Genomic DNA, 17,824 nt, shown 5'->3' with positions numbered 1-17,824 from the left:
TCAGAGCACCTTCTTGTCGGTCGGGGCGGCGTCGTCGGTCGGGGGAGTGCCCGTCGGGGGAGTGTCCGTCGGGTCCGTGGGGTCCGTGGGTCCTGTCGGGTCCGTCGGGTCCGTCGGGTCCGTCGCGTCCGACGGGGACGCGGTCGGTGGGACCTCGTCGGACGGATCCTCCTCCGTCGGCGGCCTGCGCAGCAGCGCGATGGAGCCCGAGACCGTCGTCGCCCTGAGCTTTCCGCTGCCCGAGCCCAGGCGGCCGGTGATCTTCTTCGCGCCCCACTGGCCGCTGACCCGCAGGTCCTCGAACGCGTTGGACACCGACCCGCTCGCGGTGTTCGCCTCCACGTCCGCGTCCGTCGGGTGGGGCAGCCGGATCGCTATCTCACCGGAGACGCTCGTCAGACCGATGTCCGCCGGCGCGCCCGTCGGGTCGATGTCCACGATCATCGAGCCGCTCACCGAATCTGCCCGAACGGAGGAGCCCGCGCCCTCGAAGACGGTCAGGTCACCGGAGACCGAGTTGAACCGCAGGTCGCCCGTGATGCCCTGGGCCTCCACGCTGCCCGAGACCGTGTCGGCGCGGACCTGGCCCGAGAGGCCGACGAGGGTGGTGTCGCCGGTGACGCCCTTGACCTCCGTGCGCCCCTCGATCCCCGAGACCACGGCGCCGGCCCCCACGACGCCGACCTCGACGCGGGTGCCCGCCGGGACGGCCAGCGAGACCACGGCGCTGCGGCGCCAGCCCTTGCGGTCGAGCCACTTGAGGAAGCCCTTCCAGGGCAGGTCGTCATAGGCGACGGACAGCGTGCCGTCCGACTGCGTGACGGTCAGCGGCGGCCCCTCGATCTCGGAGACCTCGAGCCGGGCGGAAACTTCGTCGGTGCCCACGACGTTCACTGTTCCGTTGACGACGCGCACATGGAGTGTCCTCACGGGGGCGTCGAACGTGAGCTTCTGGGGCTCGGCGACGGACCACTCTGACATCGGGCTGACCTCCTCGGGCGTGCTGGACAACGGTGGACGGGAGGGCCCGGAAGCCCGGATCGCAACGCGCCATATCGCGTCTCTGAGATACACGATATATCGCGGTAACGGAAAGTCAAGACACCGTCGCTTCTCTGCGCCGAATATGGCGATTTGACCTAGCGTGGGGCCATGTCGTCCGAAGCTTTCGAGCACGCCGCCGCCGGTGCCCTGCTGCTCTGCCGGGCCGAACCCGACGTGGTCGAGCCCGCCGCCCGCCTGTTGCGCGAACGGATGCTGCTCGCCCACGCGGGCCACGAGTGGAGCGTGCTGGTGCCCGAGGGCAAGCCCTGGGTGCACGGCGACGAACCGGTGGACCGGGTCCTCACGGGGTGGGCCACCGCGCTCGCCGTCGGGTCTATCTGGCCGGTGCTCGCGCTGTGGTGGGACTCCGACCGGTCGGGCTGCACCCTCGCGGCGGGCTTCCGGCGCACCGTCGAATACGTATGGCTGGCGAACGGGACGCCCGTCGGAGAGGACGAGGCGCTGCGCACCTTCGCCGCGCGCCTCGGGCTCGACCCCGTCCTGGACATGCAGTCCCTGGAGGCCCTTGGGCGCCCGGACACGGAGGCCGACGCCCGTGCGCGGCTCCTGGGGCTGCTCGCCGTTCTCGCGCGGGCGGGAGTGGCGCTGCCGACCGGCCTCGGTCCGGGTGAGCCCGCGGACCGGCTGCGCGCGGTGGCACGGGTCGTGCCGGGTGTGCGGGAGGTCGAGTGGTCGGGGTGGCGGGACGCGGTGCGGGCGGAGCTCGACGTCGTCGAGCGGGGGCGTCTCGGGCCGTGGCTGCGGGGGCCGCGGGCTCGCGCGCTGGCCGTGGCGCAGATGGCCGCCGGGCTCCCGCTCGCCGCATGGGCCGTGCGGCGGCGCAGCGGGGGATGGGCCGTGGCGGGGGTGCTCCTGATGGTGCACGGCTCTTTGGGATTCGCGTACGACAGGGTGCGGGCGGCTGACGCGGGGCCCGGCCGGAGCTGACGGGCTCTGGCCGCGTGCGTGGAGTCGCGTGCGTGGATCAGTCGCGTGCGTGGATCAGCCCGCGCGCGTGGATCGCGTCGAGGGCGAGGGTGAGGGCGAGCAGGCGGGCCGGCTGGTCGGGGTCCGAAGTGCTGTGCGGGGTCGACAGGACGATCGAGCGAGCCGGGAGCGCTGCCGCTGCCTCAGTGGCCCGCGCCGGCCCCGGCGCTCGTCGGGTGACGTGGACCAGGTGACCCGGGCCGGCGGAGCGGACCAGGAGCGGACCAGGAGCGGACTACTCGTCCTCGTCCTCGTCGTCCAGACGGGCCAGCCAGGTGGCGAGACGCTCCACCGGGACCTCGAAGTCCGGGTTGAGGTCCACGAAGACCCGGAGCTGCTCGGCGAGCCACTCGAAAGTGACCTCCTCCTCGCCGCGCCGCTTCTCCAGCTCCTCGATGCCACGGTCGGTGAAGTACATGGGGCTCGTCTCCTGCGTGCGTACATGGTCGTGATGGTTCACCAAGCGTACGGAATGGCGGATCGGCCTCAGGACAACAGTTTCACAGGGCATGGTGTGCACCAGCCCCATCGCGGGTAACTCCCTTTCTCCGGAGGGGTGTTCGTATGCCGCGTGTCCATGCGCAGGGCCCGGTCGCCGCGCACGACGCGGGAAGGAGAACCGACTTGTCCGAACTGCTGACGTCTGCCGATGCCATCGCCGCGTTCCTCAGCTCGGCCGCGCTGTCCATGGGGGCCGCCGTCGCGACCACCGCCCGTGACGAGGTGGCCCAGAGCGTCGTGGCGCGGGGCCGGACGTTCCTCGACGTCGTGCTGCGCAGGCCGCGCGGGGACGACGAGGGCACCGCCACCGCCGCCGCTGGTGCGATAGCCGGTCTGCCCGAAGAGGCGCGGGGCGCCCTGGAGGCCGCGGTGGGGGAGTGGCTCGCCGGCGGTGAGCTCGGCGCCGACGCGCTGCGCGGGCACATCGAGCGGGCCGCGGCCGGGGTACGGCAGGGCGGCGGCGCACACGCGTACGGCAAGCACGCGGTCGCCGTGGAGACGGTGCGGGGCGATTTCACCATCAACTTCGACGGCGACCCGCAGAGCGGCAGATGAGCCCCCGCACGGCCCGGACCCAGCGGCCCAGCCGGTCCGAGACCCGCGCGGAGGGGAACAAGGCGGTCGCGGTCGGCCGCGTGCTCGGCGACTTCGTCATCAGTCTCGTCCTCGGCGACGGCCTGAAGAACGCCGTGGGCGACGCGTCGACCTGGCGGGTGTGGAACTGGCCGCCCTTCCTCATCGTCCTCGGCCTCGGCACGACGGCCCTGGTCATCGCGCCCGGGGGGCCACAGAGCCAGTACGCGGGCGTCTATGTGCTGCTGGGGCTCGCCCTCCTGCTCGCGGGCGCCCGCATCGTCGGGATCGTCGCCCCGTCCGCGACGAAGGCCCTCGTCTCGGCGCTCTCCGTCCTCCTCGCCGTCGGCGCCCTGCTCTGGGTGGACCGGCTGACGGAGCACGGCGAGGTGGACGTGACCGGCCGGGCCGAGATCAGCCGGGGGCCGGTGGAGAACGGGGACCTGCTGTCCGTCGTGGTGGCCGACGCCCCCTCGCGTACGCATCTGCGCCTGGCCCTGATGGTCCGCGACGCCGTGCCCGACGCCCAGTCCTGCACCCCGGAGACCCGCCTCACCGTCGCGCTGCGGGGCGCCGGCGCGAACAGCGCGCACACCGACGTGCGCGCGGGACAGGCCGTCGACCTGCCGCTCGGCGGGGCCCATGGAGCGCTGCGGGTCGACGTGACCGTCCACACGGACCCGGGCTGCCGGATGACCGTGTCCGTAGACGACGCCGTGCTGCACGGCTGAGGGGAGGTGATCCGGATGAGCGTGAGACCGCGCGGGACCACGGCCCTGCTGGCGTTCCTCCTCGCCTGCACGATGGCGGGCGCGAGTTCCTGCGGCGAGGAGTCGGAGCCGACCTTCCTCGGCAAGTCCCAGATCAGCGTGGAGATGCACGGGGACCTGCCCGGCGTTTCGTACGAGGACAACTACCGCCGCTCGGGCTTCGACCATCTGCTGCTCGGACAGCTGAAGGACGACCTGAAGATCAAGACGTCCAAGCCGGCGAACGTGTCCTCCGCGGACCGCGTCCCCGACCTGGTCAACGGCGACACCGACATGGTCATCGCCGCCTTCTCCATCACACCGCCCCGCATGGAGCAGATCGACTTCGTCGGCCCCTACGCCACCACCCGTCAGGGATTCCTCGTCGGCAAGGAGGGCAAGGACGCCACGAAGCGGGAGGACTTCAAGGGCAGGACGGTCTGCACGTGGGAGGGCACGACCTCCGTGGAGGCGCTCAAGGAGCTCAAGCGCGTGGGCGCCGACCTGATCACGCTCACCGACGCCTCCGACTGCGTCGACCAGCTCGTCGCCGGAGAGGCGTACGCGGTCTCCACCGACCAGATGATCCTGTACGGCTTCGCCCGGCAGCACGCCGCCGAGGGCCTGCGCGTGGTCCCCGGCCTGACCATCGGGGCGCCGCAGCACTACGGAATCGGCCTGGCCAAGGGGCACCGCGCGGACTGCGTCAGGCTGCGGGAGTTCGTGAAGGACTACGTCGACAGCAGCGCCTGGATCAAGGACTTCGAGGCGTCGGTCCCGAACCTCGCCGCCGAGGAACCCAACTGGATCAGCCACTACAAACCGAGCGCGGGCTCCATCGACGCCCGCTCCTGCCGCGACAAGCCGAGCACCTGACGTACGAATGACGTACGAAGAACCGGGCCCGCCCCGCGGTTCACACCGCGGGGCGGGCCCGGTCACGTACCGCTGACGTCAGCGAACGGCGCTCACGCCTCGAAGACCTCGGTGAGGAGCTGCTCCTGCTCCTGCTCGTGGCGCTTCTTCGAACCGACCGCGGGGGACGAGCCGTGCGGCCGCGAGATGCGGCGCAGGCGCTCGCCGTGCGGGATGTCCGCGCCGACCGCCAGGTCCAGGTGGTCGATGAGGTTGAGGGCGATGAAGGGCCACGCGCCCTGGTTCGCCGGCTCCTCCTGCGCCCACAGGTACTTCTCGGCGTTCGGGTACTTCGCGATCTCCGCCTGGAGCTCGGCACCCGGCAGCGGGTACAGACGCTCGATGCGGATGATCGCGGTGTCCGTGACCTCGCGCTTCTTCCGCTCGGCCTCCAGGTCGTAGTACAGCTTGCCGGAGCAGAAGACGACCTTGCGGACCGCCGACGCCTCGACCGAGTCGTCGCCGATGACCGGGCGGAAGCCACCCGTCGTGAACTCCTCCGTCTTCGAGGCCGCCGCCTTGAGGCGCAGCATCGACTTCGGCGTGAAGACCACCAGCGGCTTGTGGTGCGGGTTGTGCACCTGCCACCGCAGGAGGTGGAAGTAGTTCGACGGAAGGGTCGGCATCGCGACCGTCATGTTGTTCTGCGCGCACAGCTGGAGGAAGCGCTCGATGCGGGCGGACGAGTGGTCCGGGCCCTGGCCCTCGTAGCCGTGCGGCAGCAGCAGCGTGACGCCGGAGTGCTGGTTCCACTTCTGCTCGGCGGCCGAGATGTACTCGTCCACCACCGTCTGCGCGCCGTTGACGAAGTCACCGAACTGCGCTTCCCACATGACGAGGGACTCGGGACGGGCCAGCGAGTAGCCGTACTCGAAGCCCATCACCGCGTACTCGGAGAGCAGCGAGTCGTAGACGTTGTAGCGCGCCTGGTCCTCGGAGAGGTACAGGAGCGGCGTGAAGTCCTCGCCCGTCTCACGGTCGATGAGGACCGCGTGACGCTGACCGAACGTGCCACGGCGCGAGTCCTGGCCCGACAGACGGACCGGCGTGCCTTCGAGCAGCAGCGAACCGATGGCGAGGGTCTCGCCCATGCCCCAGTCGATCGTGCCTTCCTCGACCATCGACATGCGGCGCTGCAACTGCGGCAGCAGACGCGGGTGGACGGTGACCCGGTCGGGGATGTTGACCTGGGACTCGGCGATCCGCTTGACGACCTCCTGGGAGATCGACGTGTCGACGTTCACCGGGAACTCGGCCTCCGGGGCCGGGACCTCGGCCTCGGCGGGCTGCGAGATGGCCTCGCGGACCTCCGTGAAGACCTTCTCCAGCTGCCCCTGGAAGTCCTGGAGCGCCTGCTCGGCCTCTTCCAGGGTGATGTCGCCGCGACCGATGAGGGACTCGGTGTAGAGCTTGCGCACCGAGCGCTTCTTGTCGATCAGGTCGTACATCAGCGGCTGCGTGAACGCCGGGTTGTCCGACTCGTTGTGACCGCGGCGGCGGTAGCAGATGAGGTCGATCACGACGTCCTTGTTGAACGCCTGACGGAACTCGAAAGCGAGCCGCGCGATGCGCACGACGGCCTCGGGGTCGTCGCCGTTCACGTGGAAGATCGGCGCCTCGATCATGCGGGCCACGTCCGTGGCGTACATGGAGGAGCGCGACGACTCCGGGGCGGCGGTGAAGCCGACCTGGTTGTTGATGACGATGTGGACCGTGCCGCCCGTGCGGTAACCGCGCAGCTGCGACATGTTCAGCGTCTCGGCGACCACACCCTGGCCCGCGAAGGCCGCGTCACCGTGCAGGGCGACGGGCAGGACCGTGAAGTCCGTGCCGCCCTTGTTGATGATGTCCTGCTTGGCGCGGACGATGCCCTCGATGATCGGGTCGACCGTCTCCAGGTGGGACGGGTTCGCCGCGAGCGAGACCTTGATCTGCTCGCCGTCGAGGCCGGTGAAGGTGCCCTCGGCGCCCAGGTGGTACTTCACGTCGCCGGAGCCGTGCATGGACTTGGGGTCCATGTTGCCCTCGAACTCGCGGAAGATCTGGGCGTACGACTTGCCCACGATGTTCGCGAGGACGTTCAGGCGGCCGCGGTGGGCCATGCCGATGACGACCTCGTCCAGGCGGGACTCGGCGGCGCTGTCGATGACGGCGTCGAGCAGCGGGATGACGGACTCGCCGCCCTCCAGGGAGAAGCGCTTCTGGCCGACGTACTTCGTCTGCAGGAACGTCTCGAAGGCCTCGGCGGCGTTCAGCCGACGCAGGATGCGCAGCTGCTCCTCGCGCTCGGGCTTCGAGGCGTGCGTGCGCTCGATGCGGTCCTGGAGCCACTTGCGCTGCTTCGGGTCCTGGATGTGCATGAACTCGATGCCGGTGGTGCGGCAGTACGAGTCGCGCAGGACGCCGAGGACGTCGCGCAGCTTCATCATCGACTTGCCGGCGAAGCCGCCGACCGCGAACTCGCGCTCCAGGTCCCACAAGGTGAGGCCGTGCTCGGTGATGTCCAGGTCGGGGTGCTTGCGCTGCTTGTACTCCAGCGGGTCCGTGTCGGCCATGACGTGGCCGCGGACGCGGTAGGAGTGGATCAGCTCGAAGACGCGGGCGGCCTTCGTGACGTCGTCGTCGTGCGAGGCGTCGATGTCCTTGAGCCAGCGGACCGGCTCGTACGGGATGCGCAGCGCCTTGAAGATCTCGTCGTAGAAGTCGTTCTCGCCGAGCAGCAGGTTCGCGACGATCCGCAGGAACTCACCCGAAGCGGCGCCCTGGATCACCCGGTGGTCGTAGGTCGACGTGAGCGTCATGACCTTCGAGATGCCGAGCTTGTTCAGGGTGTCCTGGGACGTGCCCTGGAACTCCGCGGGGTAGTCCATCGAGCCGACGCCCATGATGACCGACTGTCCGGGCATCAGGCGGGGGACCGAGTGGACCGTGCCGAGGCCGCCGGGGTTGGTCAGCGAGACCGTGACGCCGGTGAAGTCGTCCATGCCGAGCTTGCCGTCGCGTGCACGGCGGACGATGTCCTCGTAGGCCTGCCAGAACTCGAAGAAGTTCAGGGTCTCGGCCTTCTTGATGCCCGCGACCACGAGCTGGCGGTCGCCGTTGGGCTTCACCAGGTCGATGGCGAGGCCGAAGTTGATGTGCTCCGGCTTGACCAGCGTCGGCTTGCCGTCCTTCTGCACGAAGGAGTAGTTCATCGACGGCATGGCCTTGATGGCCTGCACCATCGCGTACCCGATGAGGTGCGTGAAGGAGATCTTCCCGCCGCGGGCGCGCTTGAGGTGGTTGTTGATGACGATGCGGTTGTCGAAGAGCAGCTTCACCGGGACCGCGCGGACCGACGTCGCCGTCGGGACCTCCACGGAGGCGTTCATGTTCTTCGCGACCGCGGCGGCGGGGCCGCGCAGCGTCACGTACTCGGGTCCTGCCGGGGCCGTTTCAGCAGGGGTCGCGGGCTCCGCCTTGGCGGCGGGCTTCGCGGCTGCGGGCTTCGCGGCGGGGGCCGGGGCCGCGGCGGCTGCGGGCTTCGCCGCAGGAGCGGCGGGCGCGGCGGGTGCGGCCGGGGCGGCGGCGGGTGCGGCAGGAGCTGCGGGGGACGTGGTGGCCGCAGCCCCCGCGGCTGCGTCACCCGCCGGCTTGGCCGGGGCAGCGGCAGGTGACGCGCCCGCTCCCGGCTTGTAGTCGGCGAAGAAGTCCCACCAGGCTCGGTCGACCGAATTCGGGTCCTGGAGGTACTGCTGATAGATCTCGTCGACGAGCCACTCATTGGGACCGAAGGCAGCAGCAGGGCTCTTGCCTTGCCCGTCTTGGTCGGTCGAGATGCTCGAGCTACTGGGGGACTGTGACGACACGGCGGTAACCGCCCTCTTCCGCTTCACAAGGTGATGGACAGCGGAAATAAAGGCTACGCCTCCATCGCCGTCAGGTGCAGACCGGCCCCGTCATCCGTCGCGTAAGTCACACTGGACCGATGGTTTCGGGGCTGTAAATGGCGGGAAACAAGCGAGGTTCCGCAACGCCAGATGGCCGCGCGGGCCGTGCCCAGCGCGGCGGCGTCACCCGGGCGCGCTTCCGATGCGCCCGCGAATCGCTTCCGTTTCGAACCCTACGTCAACTTCGCACTTCGGGCAGGCCCGGAAGGGTGACCTGGATGCGGCAGCCGCGAGGGGATTCGGCCACTCCGATGTGCCCGCCGTGCATGTCGACCGCCCAGCGCGCGATGGCGAGGCCGAGACCGGTGCCGCCGTCGCTGCCGGGCCCCTGCATGGGGGCATTGACGTGGCTGCCGCGGTTGAAGCGCTCGAAGACGCGGTGCCACTCCGACTCCGGGATGCCGGGGCCCTCGTCGAGGACCTCCAGGTCCAGGGACTCGGGGTAGAGGCCGCGCCGGGCGCGCACGGTGACGCGGCCGTGCGGCGGGCTGTGCTTGACCGCGTTGTCGATGAGGTTGGCCACGACCTGGTGAAGGCGCTCGGCGTCCGCGTGCGCGGTCAGCTCGGGCGGCGTGACGTCCAGGTGCAGATGCACGTCCGTACGCGTGTGGCTGCCGGAGCCCGAGGCGATGCCCGCGCGCGCGGAGGCCACCATGTTGGCCTCCTTCAGGACGCCCGACAGGTAGGGCCACACCTCGAAGCGGCGGGCCCGCAGCGGTACGACGCCGTTGTCCAGGCGGGAGAGGTCGAGCAGGGTCTCCACGAGACGCCCGAGCCGCTCCGTCTGCTTCAGGGCCGTGCGCATGGTCTCCGGGTCGGCGGCGGAGACTCCGTCGACGACGTTCTCCAGGACCGCGCGCAGCGCCGCGATGGGGGTGCGCAGCTCGTGCGAGACGTTGGCGACGAGCTCCTTGCGCTGCTGGTCCTGGGCCTCCAGATCGTCCGCCATGCGGTTGATCGTGGTGGCCACGTCGCCCAGCTCGTCACGGCGGTCGGCGCCGCGCACCCGGCGCGTGTAGTCGCCGTGCGAGACGGCGCGCGCCACGGAGTTCATCTCGTCCAGGGGCGCGGTGAGGCTGTGCGCCACGAACTGCGTGATCAGCAGCGTGGCGATCACCGAGAAGACGGTGATGAAGCGCAGCTCCGTCTCCGTCTTCATCGCCACCATCAGGAGGCCTGTGGTGATGAAGACCGAGACGACCACCAGGGTGCCGAGCTTGGTCTTGATGGAGAACGGCCGCAGCCCGCCGAAGGGACCTGTCATCGGACGGCTCACCTCAGGGGGTCGGGGTCTCCAGGGCGTACCCGACGCCGTGCACCGTACGGATGCGCTCGGCGCCGATCTTCCGGCGCAGCGCCTTGATGTGGCTGTCGACGGTCCGGGTGCCCGACGCGTCGGCCCAGTCCCACACCTCGGCGAGCAGCTGCTCGCGCGAGAGCACCGCACGCGGGGTGTTGGCCAGGCAGACCAGCAGGTCGAACTCCGTCGGCGTCAGGTGTACGTCCTCGCTGCGGACCCTGACCCGCCGCTGGGCGTGGTCGATCTCCAGCTCGCCGAGCCGCAGGATCCCGCTGCGCGGCGTGGTCGCGGCGAGCGCGGCCCGCTCGACCCTGCGCAGCAGGACATGCACACGGGCCGCGAGCTCCCGCATGGAGAACGGCTTGGTCATGTAGTCGTCGGCGCCGACGCCGAGCCCGACCAGCATGTCCGTCTCGTCGTCGCGCGCCGTCAGCATGAGGACGGGAACCGGCCGCTGGGCCTGCACCCGGCGGCACACTTCGAGCCCGTCGAAGCCCGGCAGCATGATGTCCAGGATCAGCAGATCGGGCTGCCAGGCCTGCGCGGTGTCGACCGCCGAAGGACCGTCTCCCGCCGTTTGCACTACGAAACCCTCGGCGCGTAGCCGGGCGGCGATGGCGTCGACGATCGTCGGGTCGTCCTCGACCACCAGAACCCGGCGCTGGGCGCCCGGCATCGCCGCCGTCGCACCGTTCTGGGAGGTGTGTGTCTGCTCCATCGCCCGCCCCTGACACTGATCGCTTGTGTTCGACCAGCAGGGTACGGGTCGCGAAGGCACCTCGGCTACGCAGCGCTTACGCCGAGATGAACCACGTCGGGTACGCCTCGGGCAACGGTGACCTCTTCCGTCCGTACCGACTGGAACCCGGCATTCCGTAGAGCGTCGTCGAAAGCGGACGAGGGTTGGGCCGACCACACGGCGAGCACTCCGCCGGGGTTGAGACGCGCCCGGCAGGCCGCCAGACCGGCCGGAGAATAGAGGGAGTTGTTGTCCTCGGTCACCGTCCAGTCCGGGCCGTTGTCGATGTCCAGACAGAGCGCGTCGTACGTTCTCGGGGCGCCGTGAGAGGAGTCGGTGCCGTGCAGGTGTGCCACGAGGTCTGTGTGCAGGATCTCCGTGCGCGGATCGGCGAGCGCGGCCCCGGAGAGGCCCGCCAGCGGGGCGTCCGCTCCCGAGCGGTGCCAGTCGATGATGGCCCGCTCGCGCTCCACGACGGCGATGGGGCCCCAGCGCGGGTCCGCTGCCGCGTGGGCGAGGGAGAAGCCGACGCCCAGGCCGCCGATGAGGAGGCTGGGCCGCGGGCGGCCGTCCAGCGCGTCGTACGCCGCGTCGACGAGCAGCCGCTCCGAGCGGCCGTCCGAAGTGTCCATGAGGAAACAGCCATTGGCGATGATCTGCAGAAGCGCACCATGGCGCCGCAGTACGACTTCGCCGTACGGCCCCTCACGCCGGTCGATGACGACGGGGGTGGTGGTGTGGGTGTGCATGGCCGCCAGCGTATGGGGGCGCAACCGGGGCAGACTCGGGAAGCGCGGATCGGTGCGGACGCGCATTCGGCCCGCGAGGTTGTTGTGATTCCTGTCTCACGTGGCGCCGGTCATAGACAGCGCCCGAAATAACGGCAAAGGGTGGATGGAACGGAAGGAGCGCCTCACCGTGAACCGGAGTGCGTCGGCTGCCCCCACGGCACCCGAGGAGATCGCCCCGCCCGGCCTCGACGGCATCCCGCGGCAACGGGAGCACGGGCCCGAGGCGGCCGCCCCCGAAGCTCCGGAAATCCATGAGGCGCGTACGGCGTCTCCGGCCGAGGGCGCCGCATCCGGCCTGAACCGTCCGAGCCGCCTGCGCCCCTGGCGCCTGCTGCCCACTCCCACCGGTACGCCCTTCACGTTCGGCTATGCCGCGCTCCTCACCCTGACCTCGCTCCTGGCGCAGTACGCGGACCCGTCCCTGGTCTCGGCCCTGCACCGCCACTCCAGCACGGACGTGGCCCACCTGACCCAGGAGCCGTTCCTCGTCCTGGTGGCCAGCGCGCTGTGGATCGCGGGCGGCATCGCTTCGCCGTACGCGATCGGCTTCCTGCTGGTCCTGACCGCCCTGGAGCGCCGCATCGGCGCGCTGCGCACGGCGGGCGTCTTCCTGCTCGGCCATGTCGTGGCCACCCTCGCGACCGAGGTCCCGGTCGGCCTCTCGGTCCTCGCGGGCCATCTGCCCGACAGCTCCCTGCACCGCCTCGACTACGGCATCAGCTTCGGCGTCGCGGCGAGCGTCGGCGCCCTTGCCGGTCTGTTCAGGCCGTGGCTGCGGTGGCTGGTGCTCGCCGGGTTCGGCGGCATGCTCATCGACGACCTGATCGCTTTCACGGACCCGATGACGAACTGGGGCCACCTGCTCGCGCTGTCGATCGGCGTCGCCACGTGGCCGCTGGTACGACGGTGGCGCCACCCCGCATCGAACTGATCGCTCACAGCGAACATCCCTTGGGGAACATTCATGGACTCACGAGCATTGAGTCCACATAGCTCAACTTGAATGCCGAAGGGGAGATCATGACTACTGAGTCCAAGGCGCCCACACCGCTCACCCTGCCCGTGCTGCCGCTCGACGACGAGGTTGTCCTGCCCGGCATGGTGGTTCCGTTCGACCTGTCCGACACCGACGTACGCGCCGCGGTGGAGGCCGCCCAGGCGGCCGCACGCTCCGATGGGAGCAGCAAGCCGCAGGTCCTTCTTGTTCCGCGCATCGACGGGACGTACGCCGCGACCGGCGTCCTCGGCACCGTCGAGCAGGTCGGGCGCCTCTCTGACGGCGACCCCGGCGCCCTCATCCGCGGCCGTGGCCGCGTGCGGATCGGCGCCGGCACGACCGGGCCCGGTGCGGCGCTCTGGGTGGAGGGGCTCAAGGTCGACGAGACCGTGCCCGACCCGCTGCCGGGAGCCCTTGCCGAGCTGGTCAAGGAGTACAAGGCGCTCGCCACCAGCTGGCTGAAGAAGCGCGGCGCCTGGCAGGTCGTCGACCGTGTCCAGGCGATCGAGGACGTCTCCGCCCTCGCCGACAACTCCGGCTACTCACCCTTCCTCTCCACCCAGCAGAAGATCCAGCTCCTGGAGACCGAGGACCCGGCCGCCCGCCTGAAGCTCGCCACCGAGCAGCTGAGCGAGCACCTCGCCGAGCAGGATGTCGCCGAGTCGATCGCCAAGGACGTGCAGGAAGGCGTCGACAAGCAGCAGCGCGAGTTCCTGCTGCGGCGCCAGCTCGACGCCGTGCGCAAGGAACTGCGCGAGATCAACGGCGAGCAGGACGGTGAGGAGTCCGACGACTACCGCACCCGCGTCGAGGCCGCCGACCTCCCCGAGAATGTCCGCGAGGCCGCCCTCAAGGAAGTCGACAAGCTGGAGCGCTCCAGCGACCAGTCGCCCGAGGGCTCCTGGATCAGGACCTGGCTCGACACCGTCCTGGAACTGCCCTGGAACGAACGCACCGAGGACCAGTACGACATCAAGGGCGCCCAGAGCATCCTCGACGCCGAGCACGCGGGCCTGTCGGACGTGAAGGAGCGCATCACCGAGTACCTCGCGGTGCGCAAGCGGCGTGCCGACCGCGGCCTCGGGGTCGTCGGCGGCCGCCGTGGCGGCGCGGTGCTCGCCCTCGTCGGTCCGCCCGGCGTCGGCAAGACCTCGCTCGGCGAGTCCGTCGCGCATGCCATGGGGCGCAAGTTCGTGCGGGTCGCGCTCGGCGGCGTACGCGACGAGGCGGAGATCCGCGGACACCGTCGTACGTACGTGGGGGCGCTGCCCGGACGGATCGTGCGGGCCATCAAGGAGGCCGGATCCATGAACCCGGTCGTGCTCCTCGACGAGATCGACAAGGTGGGCTCCGACTTCCGGGGCGACCCGGCCGCCGCCCTCCTCGAAGTCCTCGACCCGGCGCAGAACCACACGTTCCGCGACCACTACCTGGAGGTCGAGCTCGACCTGAGCGACGTCGTGTTCCTCGCGACGGCGAACGTCATCGAGGCCATCCCCGAGGCGCTGCTCGACCGCATGGAGCTGGTCAGGCTCGACGGGTACACCGAGGACGAGAAGGTCGTCATCGCCCGCGACCACCTGGTCCCGCGCCAGCTGGAGCGGGCCGGTCTTCAGACGGACGAGGTGACCCTGGACGAGAGCGCGCTGCGCAAGCTCGCGGGGGAGTACACCCGGGAAGCGGGCGTACGGAACCTGGAGCGGTCCGTCGCGCGGCTGCTCCGCAAGGTCGCGGCGCAGCACGAACTGGGCGAGCAGGAGCTGCCGTTCACCGTCGGCGAGGACAATCTGCGCGCGCTCATCGGGCGCCCGCACCACGTGCCCGAGTCGGCGCAGGACCCGGCCGAGCGGCGCACGGCGGTGCCGGGTGTGGCGACCGGGCTCGCGGTCACCGGCGCGGGAGGCGACGTCCTGTTCGTCGAGGCGTCGCTCGCCGATCCGGAGACCGGCGCCGCGGGACTGACCCTGACCGGTCAGCTCGGCGACGTGATGAAGGAGTCCGCGCAGATCGCGCTCTCCTTCCTGCGCTCGCGCGGCGCCGAACTGGAGCTGCCCGTCGCGGACCTGAAGGAACGCGGCGTGCACATCCACTTCCCGGCGGGCGCGGTGCCCAAGGACGGGCCGAGCGCGGGCGTCACCATGACGACCGCCCTGGCCTCGCTGCTCAGCGGCCGTCTCGTCCGTACGGACGTGGCCATGACCGGTGAGGTCTCGCTGACCGGGCGCGTCCTGCCGATCGGCGGCGTCAAGCAGAAGCTGCTGGCCGCGCACCGCGCCGGGATCACCACGGTGATCATCCCGAAGCGGAACGAGGCCGATCTGGACGACGTCCCGGCGGAGATCCTTCAGAAGCTGGACGTGCACCCGGTGACGGACGTCCGCCAGGTGCTCGAACTGGCGCTGACCGAGGCCGAGGTGAGGATTCCGGCCGCCGCGTGACGGCTGTGTCCATCAGCGGGCTCCGCCCGCGGAGGCCGGTGAGTGAGGGCCCGGGACCCCGCAAGGGGTTCCGGGCCCTCGCGCGCGGGGCGCGCGCTCAGCCGTTGGCGAGCGCCTGGACCCTGTCCAGAGCGCCGTTGAACTTGTTGTGGTCCCCGACCGTCGGGCCCGTCGAGGTGTACTGCCACATCGTCTGCACGCCCCAGCCGGCCGGCAGCTCACCCGGCGAGGTGTTGTAGCGGGCGATCCAGAGCGGGTTGTTGACGGCGAAGCCGCCGTAGTTGCCGGTGCACTGCTTCCACCAGCTGGTGGCCGTGTAGATCACCGCGTGGCGCCCGGTGCGTGCCTTGTACTGGTTCAGGAAGTCACGGATCCAGGTGACCATCGCGGACTGCGACTTGCCGAAGCAGGCCGCCCCGTACGGATTCCACTCGATGTCGAGCGCGCCCGGCAGCGTCTTGCCGTCACGCGACCAGCCGCCGCCGTTGTCCACGAAGTAGTTGGCCTGGGTGGCGCCGCTCGTCGTGTCGGGCGTCGCGAAGTGGTAGGCGCCGCGGATCATGCCGACGTTGTACGAGCCGTTGTACTGCTGGGCGAAGTAGGGGTTCTTGTAGTACGTCCCCTCGGTGGCCTTCACGTAGGACCACTTCACGCCGCTGTTCCAGAGCGTGGCCCAGGCGACGTTGCCCTGGTGACTGCTGACGTCGACGCCTTCGGTCTGTACGGCGTCGCCGGAGGGCGGCAGACTGCCCTGCCCGTCGTGCTCGACGACGCCCTGGCCCATGCGGGCCGAACCGCGGGCCGGGGTGTCGTCGCCGCCGGCGGCCTGTGCGGCGCCCGGCAGGGTGAGGAGGAGGGAGAGGGCGGAGAGGACTGAGAGCAGGATTCCGGCCGCTGACCAGCGAGAGCGGCGGGGCGTTCCGGGTCTGTGCACGGGCATGTGCGTGCCTCCGAAGGCCTCGAATGAGCTCGATGGAGCTCGTGGGGGGACCTGTCGACATGGTCGTGGTGTGAACATGTCACTCACGACGCTACGCACGTAGACCCGTGACTGGGAAGGGGGTCCGGTGTCTGCCGTTGGTCTACTCCAGCGGCGGTGTCCACGGCGTGGCCTCGCGTGACGTTACGAAATACTGGTCCAGCTGCGGCGATGGGCCGACGCGGATGTCTGCCGCCGTGCGGGGCGGAAAACTGATCCGATCCGGAAAGAAAGCGTGCCATGGGTGCTGAAGTGCACGAGGGTGAGAACAACGGCGGCGTCGATGTGAACAGGGGGGTCGACGTGAACAGGGGGGTCGACGTGAGCAGGGGTGTCGACCGCGAGTTCCTCTCCCTGGAGCGGGAGTTGAGCCTGCTCCTGCGCCGGGCGCGTGCCTCGTCCGGGGAGATGGCGCGCCAGGTACACCCTGATCTGGAGCCCGCCGCGTACGGACTCCTGGCCTGCCTCGACGACTCGGGCCCGCAGCGGGCCACGGATCTCGCCGCGTACATCGGCGTCGGCAAGGCGACGATGAGCCGTCAGCTGCGCGCCCTGGAGGAGCTCGGGCTCGTCGGCCGCGAGCCCGACCCCGTCGACGGACGTGCCTGGCTGGTCCATCTCACGGAGGAGGGCGGCCGGCGCTTCCGCGAGGTTCGTACGGGGCGCAGGGAGCAGTACGTACGAAAGCTGTCCGGGTGGGACCGGGCGGAAGTGGCGGAACTGGCCCGCCTGCTGCACCAGCTGAACGAGTCGCCGGAGTCCTGAGGGCCGGAGTTCCGAGGACCGGAGTTCCGAGGGCCGGAGCCCTCAGGGCCCCTCAGGCCCCTTGGGGCCCGTCACAACTCCGCGTAAACGACAGCCGCGTCGTCATGCCGCTTCCCCCGCGGGAACGCCGTCCCCTCCGGGTCCGCCCGCTCCAGCTCCCGCACCCGGTCCACCAGACGCTGCGGACCGTCCTTCCGCAGCAGTGTGAAGCACTCCGTCCAGTCGCCCGCGCGGAACGTCTCGACCCAGCGCCCGACCCCGTCCGTCAGGGCCGCCACCGCCGTCACCTCGGCGCGCGGCCAGGTGCCGGTGACCGCCCGCGCGGCCGCCGACGGATCCGCGGCCGCCGTGAAGAAGCCGTCCTCCGCGTTCCGCAGGGCCTCGACCGCGGCGCCGTACGCGCGGCCCGCGACCTCGCGTTCGGCGGAGCCGCGCGGCAGCGCGCGGACCTCGTCGCGCATCGCGCGGATCCGCGGCGGCAGTTCCGTGAGGCGCTCGTCGAGTACCGGGGTGACGTGGCCGTCAGGGCCCGCCACCAGGAGCGCGGAGTCGGACAGGACGAGGTGCTCGACCCGTTCGTCGTCCCAACGCACCAGAACCACGGTGGCCTGAGGCGTGCGCGGGTGAGAAAGGTCACAAGTCTGACCATGGGCGTCCGCGGTGCGCACGATCGCCGCCGCGAGGATCTCGGCGAGCGTCATATCCCGCCGCGAAACGGACAGTTCTCCCAGTGCGCCCCCGAGTCGCGCCGTGAACCAAGGGACGGAATGCAGGCAGCCGTCATCTCCGGCAGGTGGAGTCACCCCGTCCAGAAGGACGAGCGATCCGCCTTGTCCGGCCGCGGGAAGCGTCACCGCGGCATAGTCCTCGTTGGGGCGGGCGGGGTCTCCGGGCTCGGTGGCGAGTTCGATACGCATTCGGCCAGTCTGCACGAGGCCTTCACAAGGTCATCCGGAGGCCGCAATCGAGCGGGGTTGGCCCGGACCAGCAGGTCAGACGCCGGATTTCAGTCGGAATGATCGCTTCCGTCGGCGTGTGGCGGCGCATCCTGCCAAAGCCTGCGGTCGACGTCCAACCGGCGCACCGTGGCCGAGACTTTCGGCTCCGGCGGGGACTT

General features: G+C 70.4%; 15 protein-coding genes. 7 read left to right on the top strand and 8 right to left on the bottom strand.

Annotated elements, in window-relative coordinates:
• Nucleotides 1-981 carry a DUF4097 family beta strand repeat-containing protein gene (locus M4V62_RS15205; RefSeq protein ID WP_249587802.1) on the bottom strand — a complete coding sequence of 327 codons (981 nt, stop codon included), beginning with the start codon at nt 979-981 and terminating at the stop codon, nt 1-3.
• A 171-nt stretch (nt 982-1,152) separates the two neighbouring features.
• Between M4V62_RS15205 and M4V62_RS15200 the strand changes: the two genes are divergently transcribed.
• A complete protein-coding gene (locus tag M4V62_RS15200; RefSeq protein WP_249587801.1) occupies nt 1,153-1,992 on the top strand; it encodes a hypothetical protein in 840 nt (279 codons plus the stop codon).
• Between the two features lie 274 nt (nt 1,993-2,266).
• Here the strand turns inward: M4V62_RS15200 and M4V62_RS15195 are convergent, their stop codons facing one another.
• A complete protein-coding gene (locus tag M4V62_RS15195; protein ID WP_249592840.1) occupies nt 2,267-2,449 on the bottom strand; it encodes a DUF6104 family protein in 183 nt (60 codons plus the stop codon).
• A gap of 206 nt (nt 2,450-2,655) precedes the next feature.
• Between M4V62_RS15195 and M4V62_RS15190 the strand changes: the two genes are divergently transcribed.
• Genes M4V62_RS15190 through M4V62_RS15180 form a run of 3 tightly spaced genes read left to right on the top strand, consistent with a single transcriptional unit; the run spans nt 2,656 to nt 4,730 of the window.
• Nucleotides 2,656-3,087 (top strand): hypothetical protein, encoded by a 432-nt coding sequence (locus tag M4V62_RS15190; RefSeq protein ID WP_249587800.1) that lies wholly within the window; start codon nt 2,656-2,658, stop codon nt 3,085-3,087.
• Nucleotides 3,084-3,836, top strand: a complete 753-nt coding sequence (locus M4V62_RS15185; RefSeq protein ID WP_249587799.1) for a hypothetical protein — start codon at nt 3,084-3,086, stop codon at nt 3,834-3,836. The genes M4V62_RS15190 and M4V62_RS15185 overlap by 4 nt, the downstream gene beginning before the upstream one ends.
• Before the next feature lie 15 nt (nt 3,837-3,851).
• Entirely contained in the window at nt 3,852-4,730 is an 879-nt protein-coding gene (locus tag M4V62_RS15180; protein ID WP_249587798.1) for a transporter substrate-binding domain-containing protein, read from the top strand.
• A 92-nt stretch (nt 4,731-4,822) separates the two neighbouring features.
• Here M4V62_RS15180 and M4V62_RS15175 read toward each other — a convergent pair whose 3' ends face one another.
• The 4 genes from M4V62_RS15175 to M4V62_RS15160 form a co-directional block, all read right to left on the bottom strand.
• Nucleotides 4,823-8,617 carry a multifunctional oxoglutarate decarboxylase/oxoglutarate dehydrogenase thiamine pyrophosphate-binding subunit/dihydrolipoyllysine-residue succinyltransferase subunit gene (locus M4V62_RS15175; RefSeq protein ID WP_249587797.1) on the bottom strand — a complete coding sequence of 1,265 codons (3,795 nt, stop codon included), beginning with the start codon at nt 8,615-8,617 and terminating at the stop codon, nt 4,823-4,825.
• Between the two features lie 259 nt (nt 8,618-8,876).
• A complete protein-coding gene (locus M4V62_RS15170; protein ID WP_249587796.1) occupies nt 8,877-9,962 on the bottom strand; it encodes a HAMP domain-containing sensor histidine kinase in 1,086 nt (361 codons plus the stop codon).
• 13 nt (nt 9,963-9,975) lie between these two features.
• A complete protein-coding gene (locus M4V62_RS15165) occupies nt 9,976-10,716 on the bottom strand; it encodes a response regulator transcription factor (protein ID WP_249587795.1) in 741 nt (246 codons plus the stop codon).
• A 65-nt stretch (nt 10,717-10,781) separates the two neighbouring features.
• Nucleotides 10,782-11,486, bottom strand: coding sequence for a spermidine synthase family protein (locus M4V62_RS15160; RefSeq protein ID WP_249587794.1), 705 nt, complete (start codon nt 11,484-11,486; stop codon nt 10,782-10,784).
• 145 nt (nt 11,487-11,631) lie between these two features.
• Between M4V62_RS15160 and M4V62_RS15155 the strand changes: the two genes are divergently transcribed.
• Nucleotides 11,632-12,459 (top strand): rhomboid-like protein, encoded by an 828-nt coding sequence (locus M4V62_RS15155; protein ID WP_249587793.1) that lies wholly within the window; start codon nt 11,632-11,634, stop codon nt 12,457-12,459.
• An 89-nt stretch (nt 12,460-12,548) separates the two neighbouring features.
• Entirely contained in the window at nt 12,549-14,963 is a 2,415-nt protein-coding gene (lon, locus tag M4V62_RS15150) for an endopeptidase La (protein WP_249587792.1), read from the top strand.
• A gap of 97 nt (nt 14,964-15,060) precedes the next feature.
• On the opposite strand, the gene M4V62_RS15145 is transcribed toward lon, so the two are convergent.
• Nucleotides 15,061-15,903, bottom strand: coding sequence for a lysozyme (locus M4V62_RS15145; protein WP_249587791.1), 843 nt, complete (start codon nt 15,901-15,903; stop codon nt 15,061-15,063).
• Nucleotides 15,904-16,182: 279 nt separating this feature from the next.
• On the opposite strand from M4V62_RS15145, the gene M4V62_RS15140 reads away from it, so the two are divergent.
• Nucleotides 16,183-16,707, top strand: a complete 525-nt coding sequence (locus M4V62_RS15140; protein ID WP_249587790.1) for a MarR family winged helix-turn-helix transcriptional regulator — start codon at nt 16,183-16,185, stop codon at nt 16,705-16,707.
• Nucleotides 16,708-16,778: 71 nt separating this feature from the next.
• On the opposite strand, the gene M4V62_RS15135 is transcribed toward M4V62_RS15140, so the two are convergent.
• Nucleotides 16,779-17,624, bottom strand: coding sequence for a protein phosphatase 2C domain-containing protein (locus M4V62_RS15135; RefSeq protein WP_249587789.1), 846 nt, complete (start codon nt 17,622-17,624; stop codon nt 16,779-16,781).
• Nucleotides 17,625-17,824: the final 200 nt, after the last annotated feature.

Source organism: Streptomyces durmitorensis (assembly GCF_023498005.1).
Lineage (GTDB): Bacteria > Actinomycetota > Actinomycetes > Streptomycetales > Streptomycetaceae > Streptomyces > Streptomyces durmitorensis.
Note: the sequence above shows the minus strand (reverse complement) of the source record. Positions and strands in the feature narration are given on the sequence as shown.

Excerpts from the sequence above, each read along its gene's own strand:
- M4V62_RS15180 (WP_249587798.1), top strand. The coding sequence starts at position 3,852 with ATGAGCGTGAGACCGCGCGGGACCACGGCCCTGCTGGCGTTCCTCCTC.
- M4V62_RS15195 (WP_249592840.1), bottom strand. The coding sequence starts at position 2,449 with ATGTACTTCACCGACCGTGGCATCGAGGAGCTGGAGAAGCGGCGCGGC.
- M4V62_RS15155 (WP_249587793.1), top strand. The coding sequence starts at position 11,632 with ATGGAACGGAAGGAGCGCCTCACCGTGAACCGGAGTGCGTCGGCTGCC.
- M4V62_RS15135 (WP_249587789.1), bottom strand. The coding sequence starts at position 17,624 with ATGCGTATCGAACTCGCCACCGAGCCCGGAGACCCCGCCCGCCCCAAC.
- M4V62_RS15160 (WP_249587794.1), bottom strand. The coding sequence starts at position 11,486 with ATGCACACCCACACCACCACCCCCGTCGTCATCGACCGGCGTGAGGGG.
- M4V62_RS15165 (WP_249587795.1), bottom strand. The coding sequence starts at position 10,716 with ATGGAGCAGACACACACCTCCCAGAACGGTGCGACGGCGGCGATGCCG.
- M4V62_RS15170 (WP_249587796.1), bottom strand. The coding sequence starts at position 9,962 with ATGACAGGTCCCTTCGGCGGGCTGCGGCCGTTCTCCATCAAGACCAAG.
- M4V62_RS15140 (WP_249587790.1), top strand. The coding sequence starts at position 16,183 with ATGGGTGCTGAAGTGCACGAGGGTGAGAACAACGGCGGCGTCGATGTG.
- lon (WP_249587792.1), top strand. The coding sequence starts at position 12,549 with ATGACTACTGAGTCCAAGGCGCCCACACCGCTCACCCTGCCCGTGCTG.
- M4V62_RS15205 (WP_249587802.1), bottom strand. The coding sequence starts at position 981 with ATGTCAGAGTGGTCCGTCGCCGAGCCCCAGAAGCTCACGTTCGACGCC.
- M4V62_RS15185 (WP_249587799.1), top strand. The coding sequence starts at position 3,084 with ATGAGCCCCCGCACGGCCCGGACCCAGCGGCCCAGCCGGTCCGAGACC.
- M4V62_RS15145 (WP_249587791.1), bottom strand. The coding sequence starts at position 15,903 with ATGCCCGTGCACAGACCCGGAACGCCCCGCCGCTCTCGCTGGTCAGCG.
- M4V62_RS15200 (WP_249587801.1), top strand. The coding sequence starts at position 1,153 with ATGTCGTCCGAAGCTTTCGAGCACGCCGCCGCCGGTGCCCTGCTGCTC.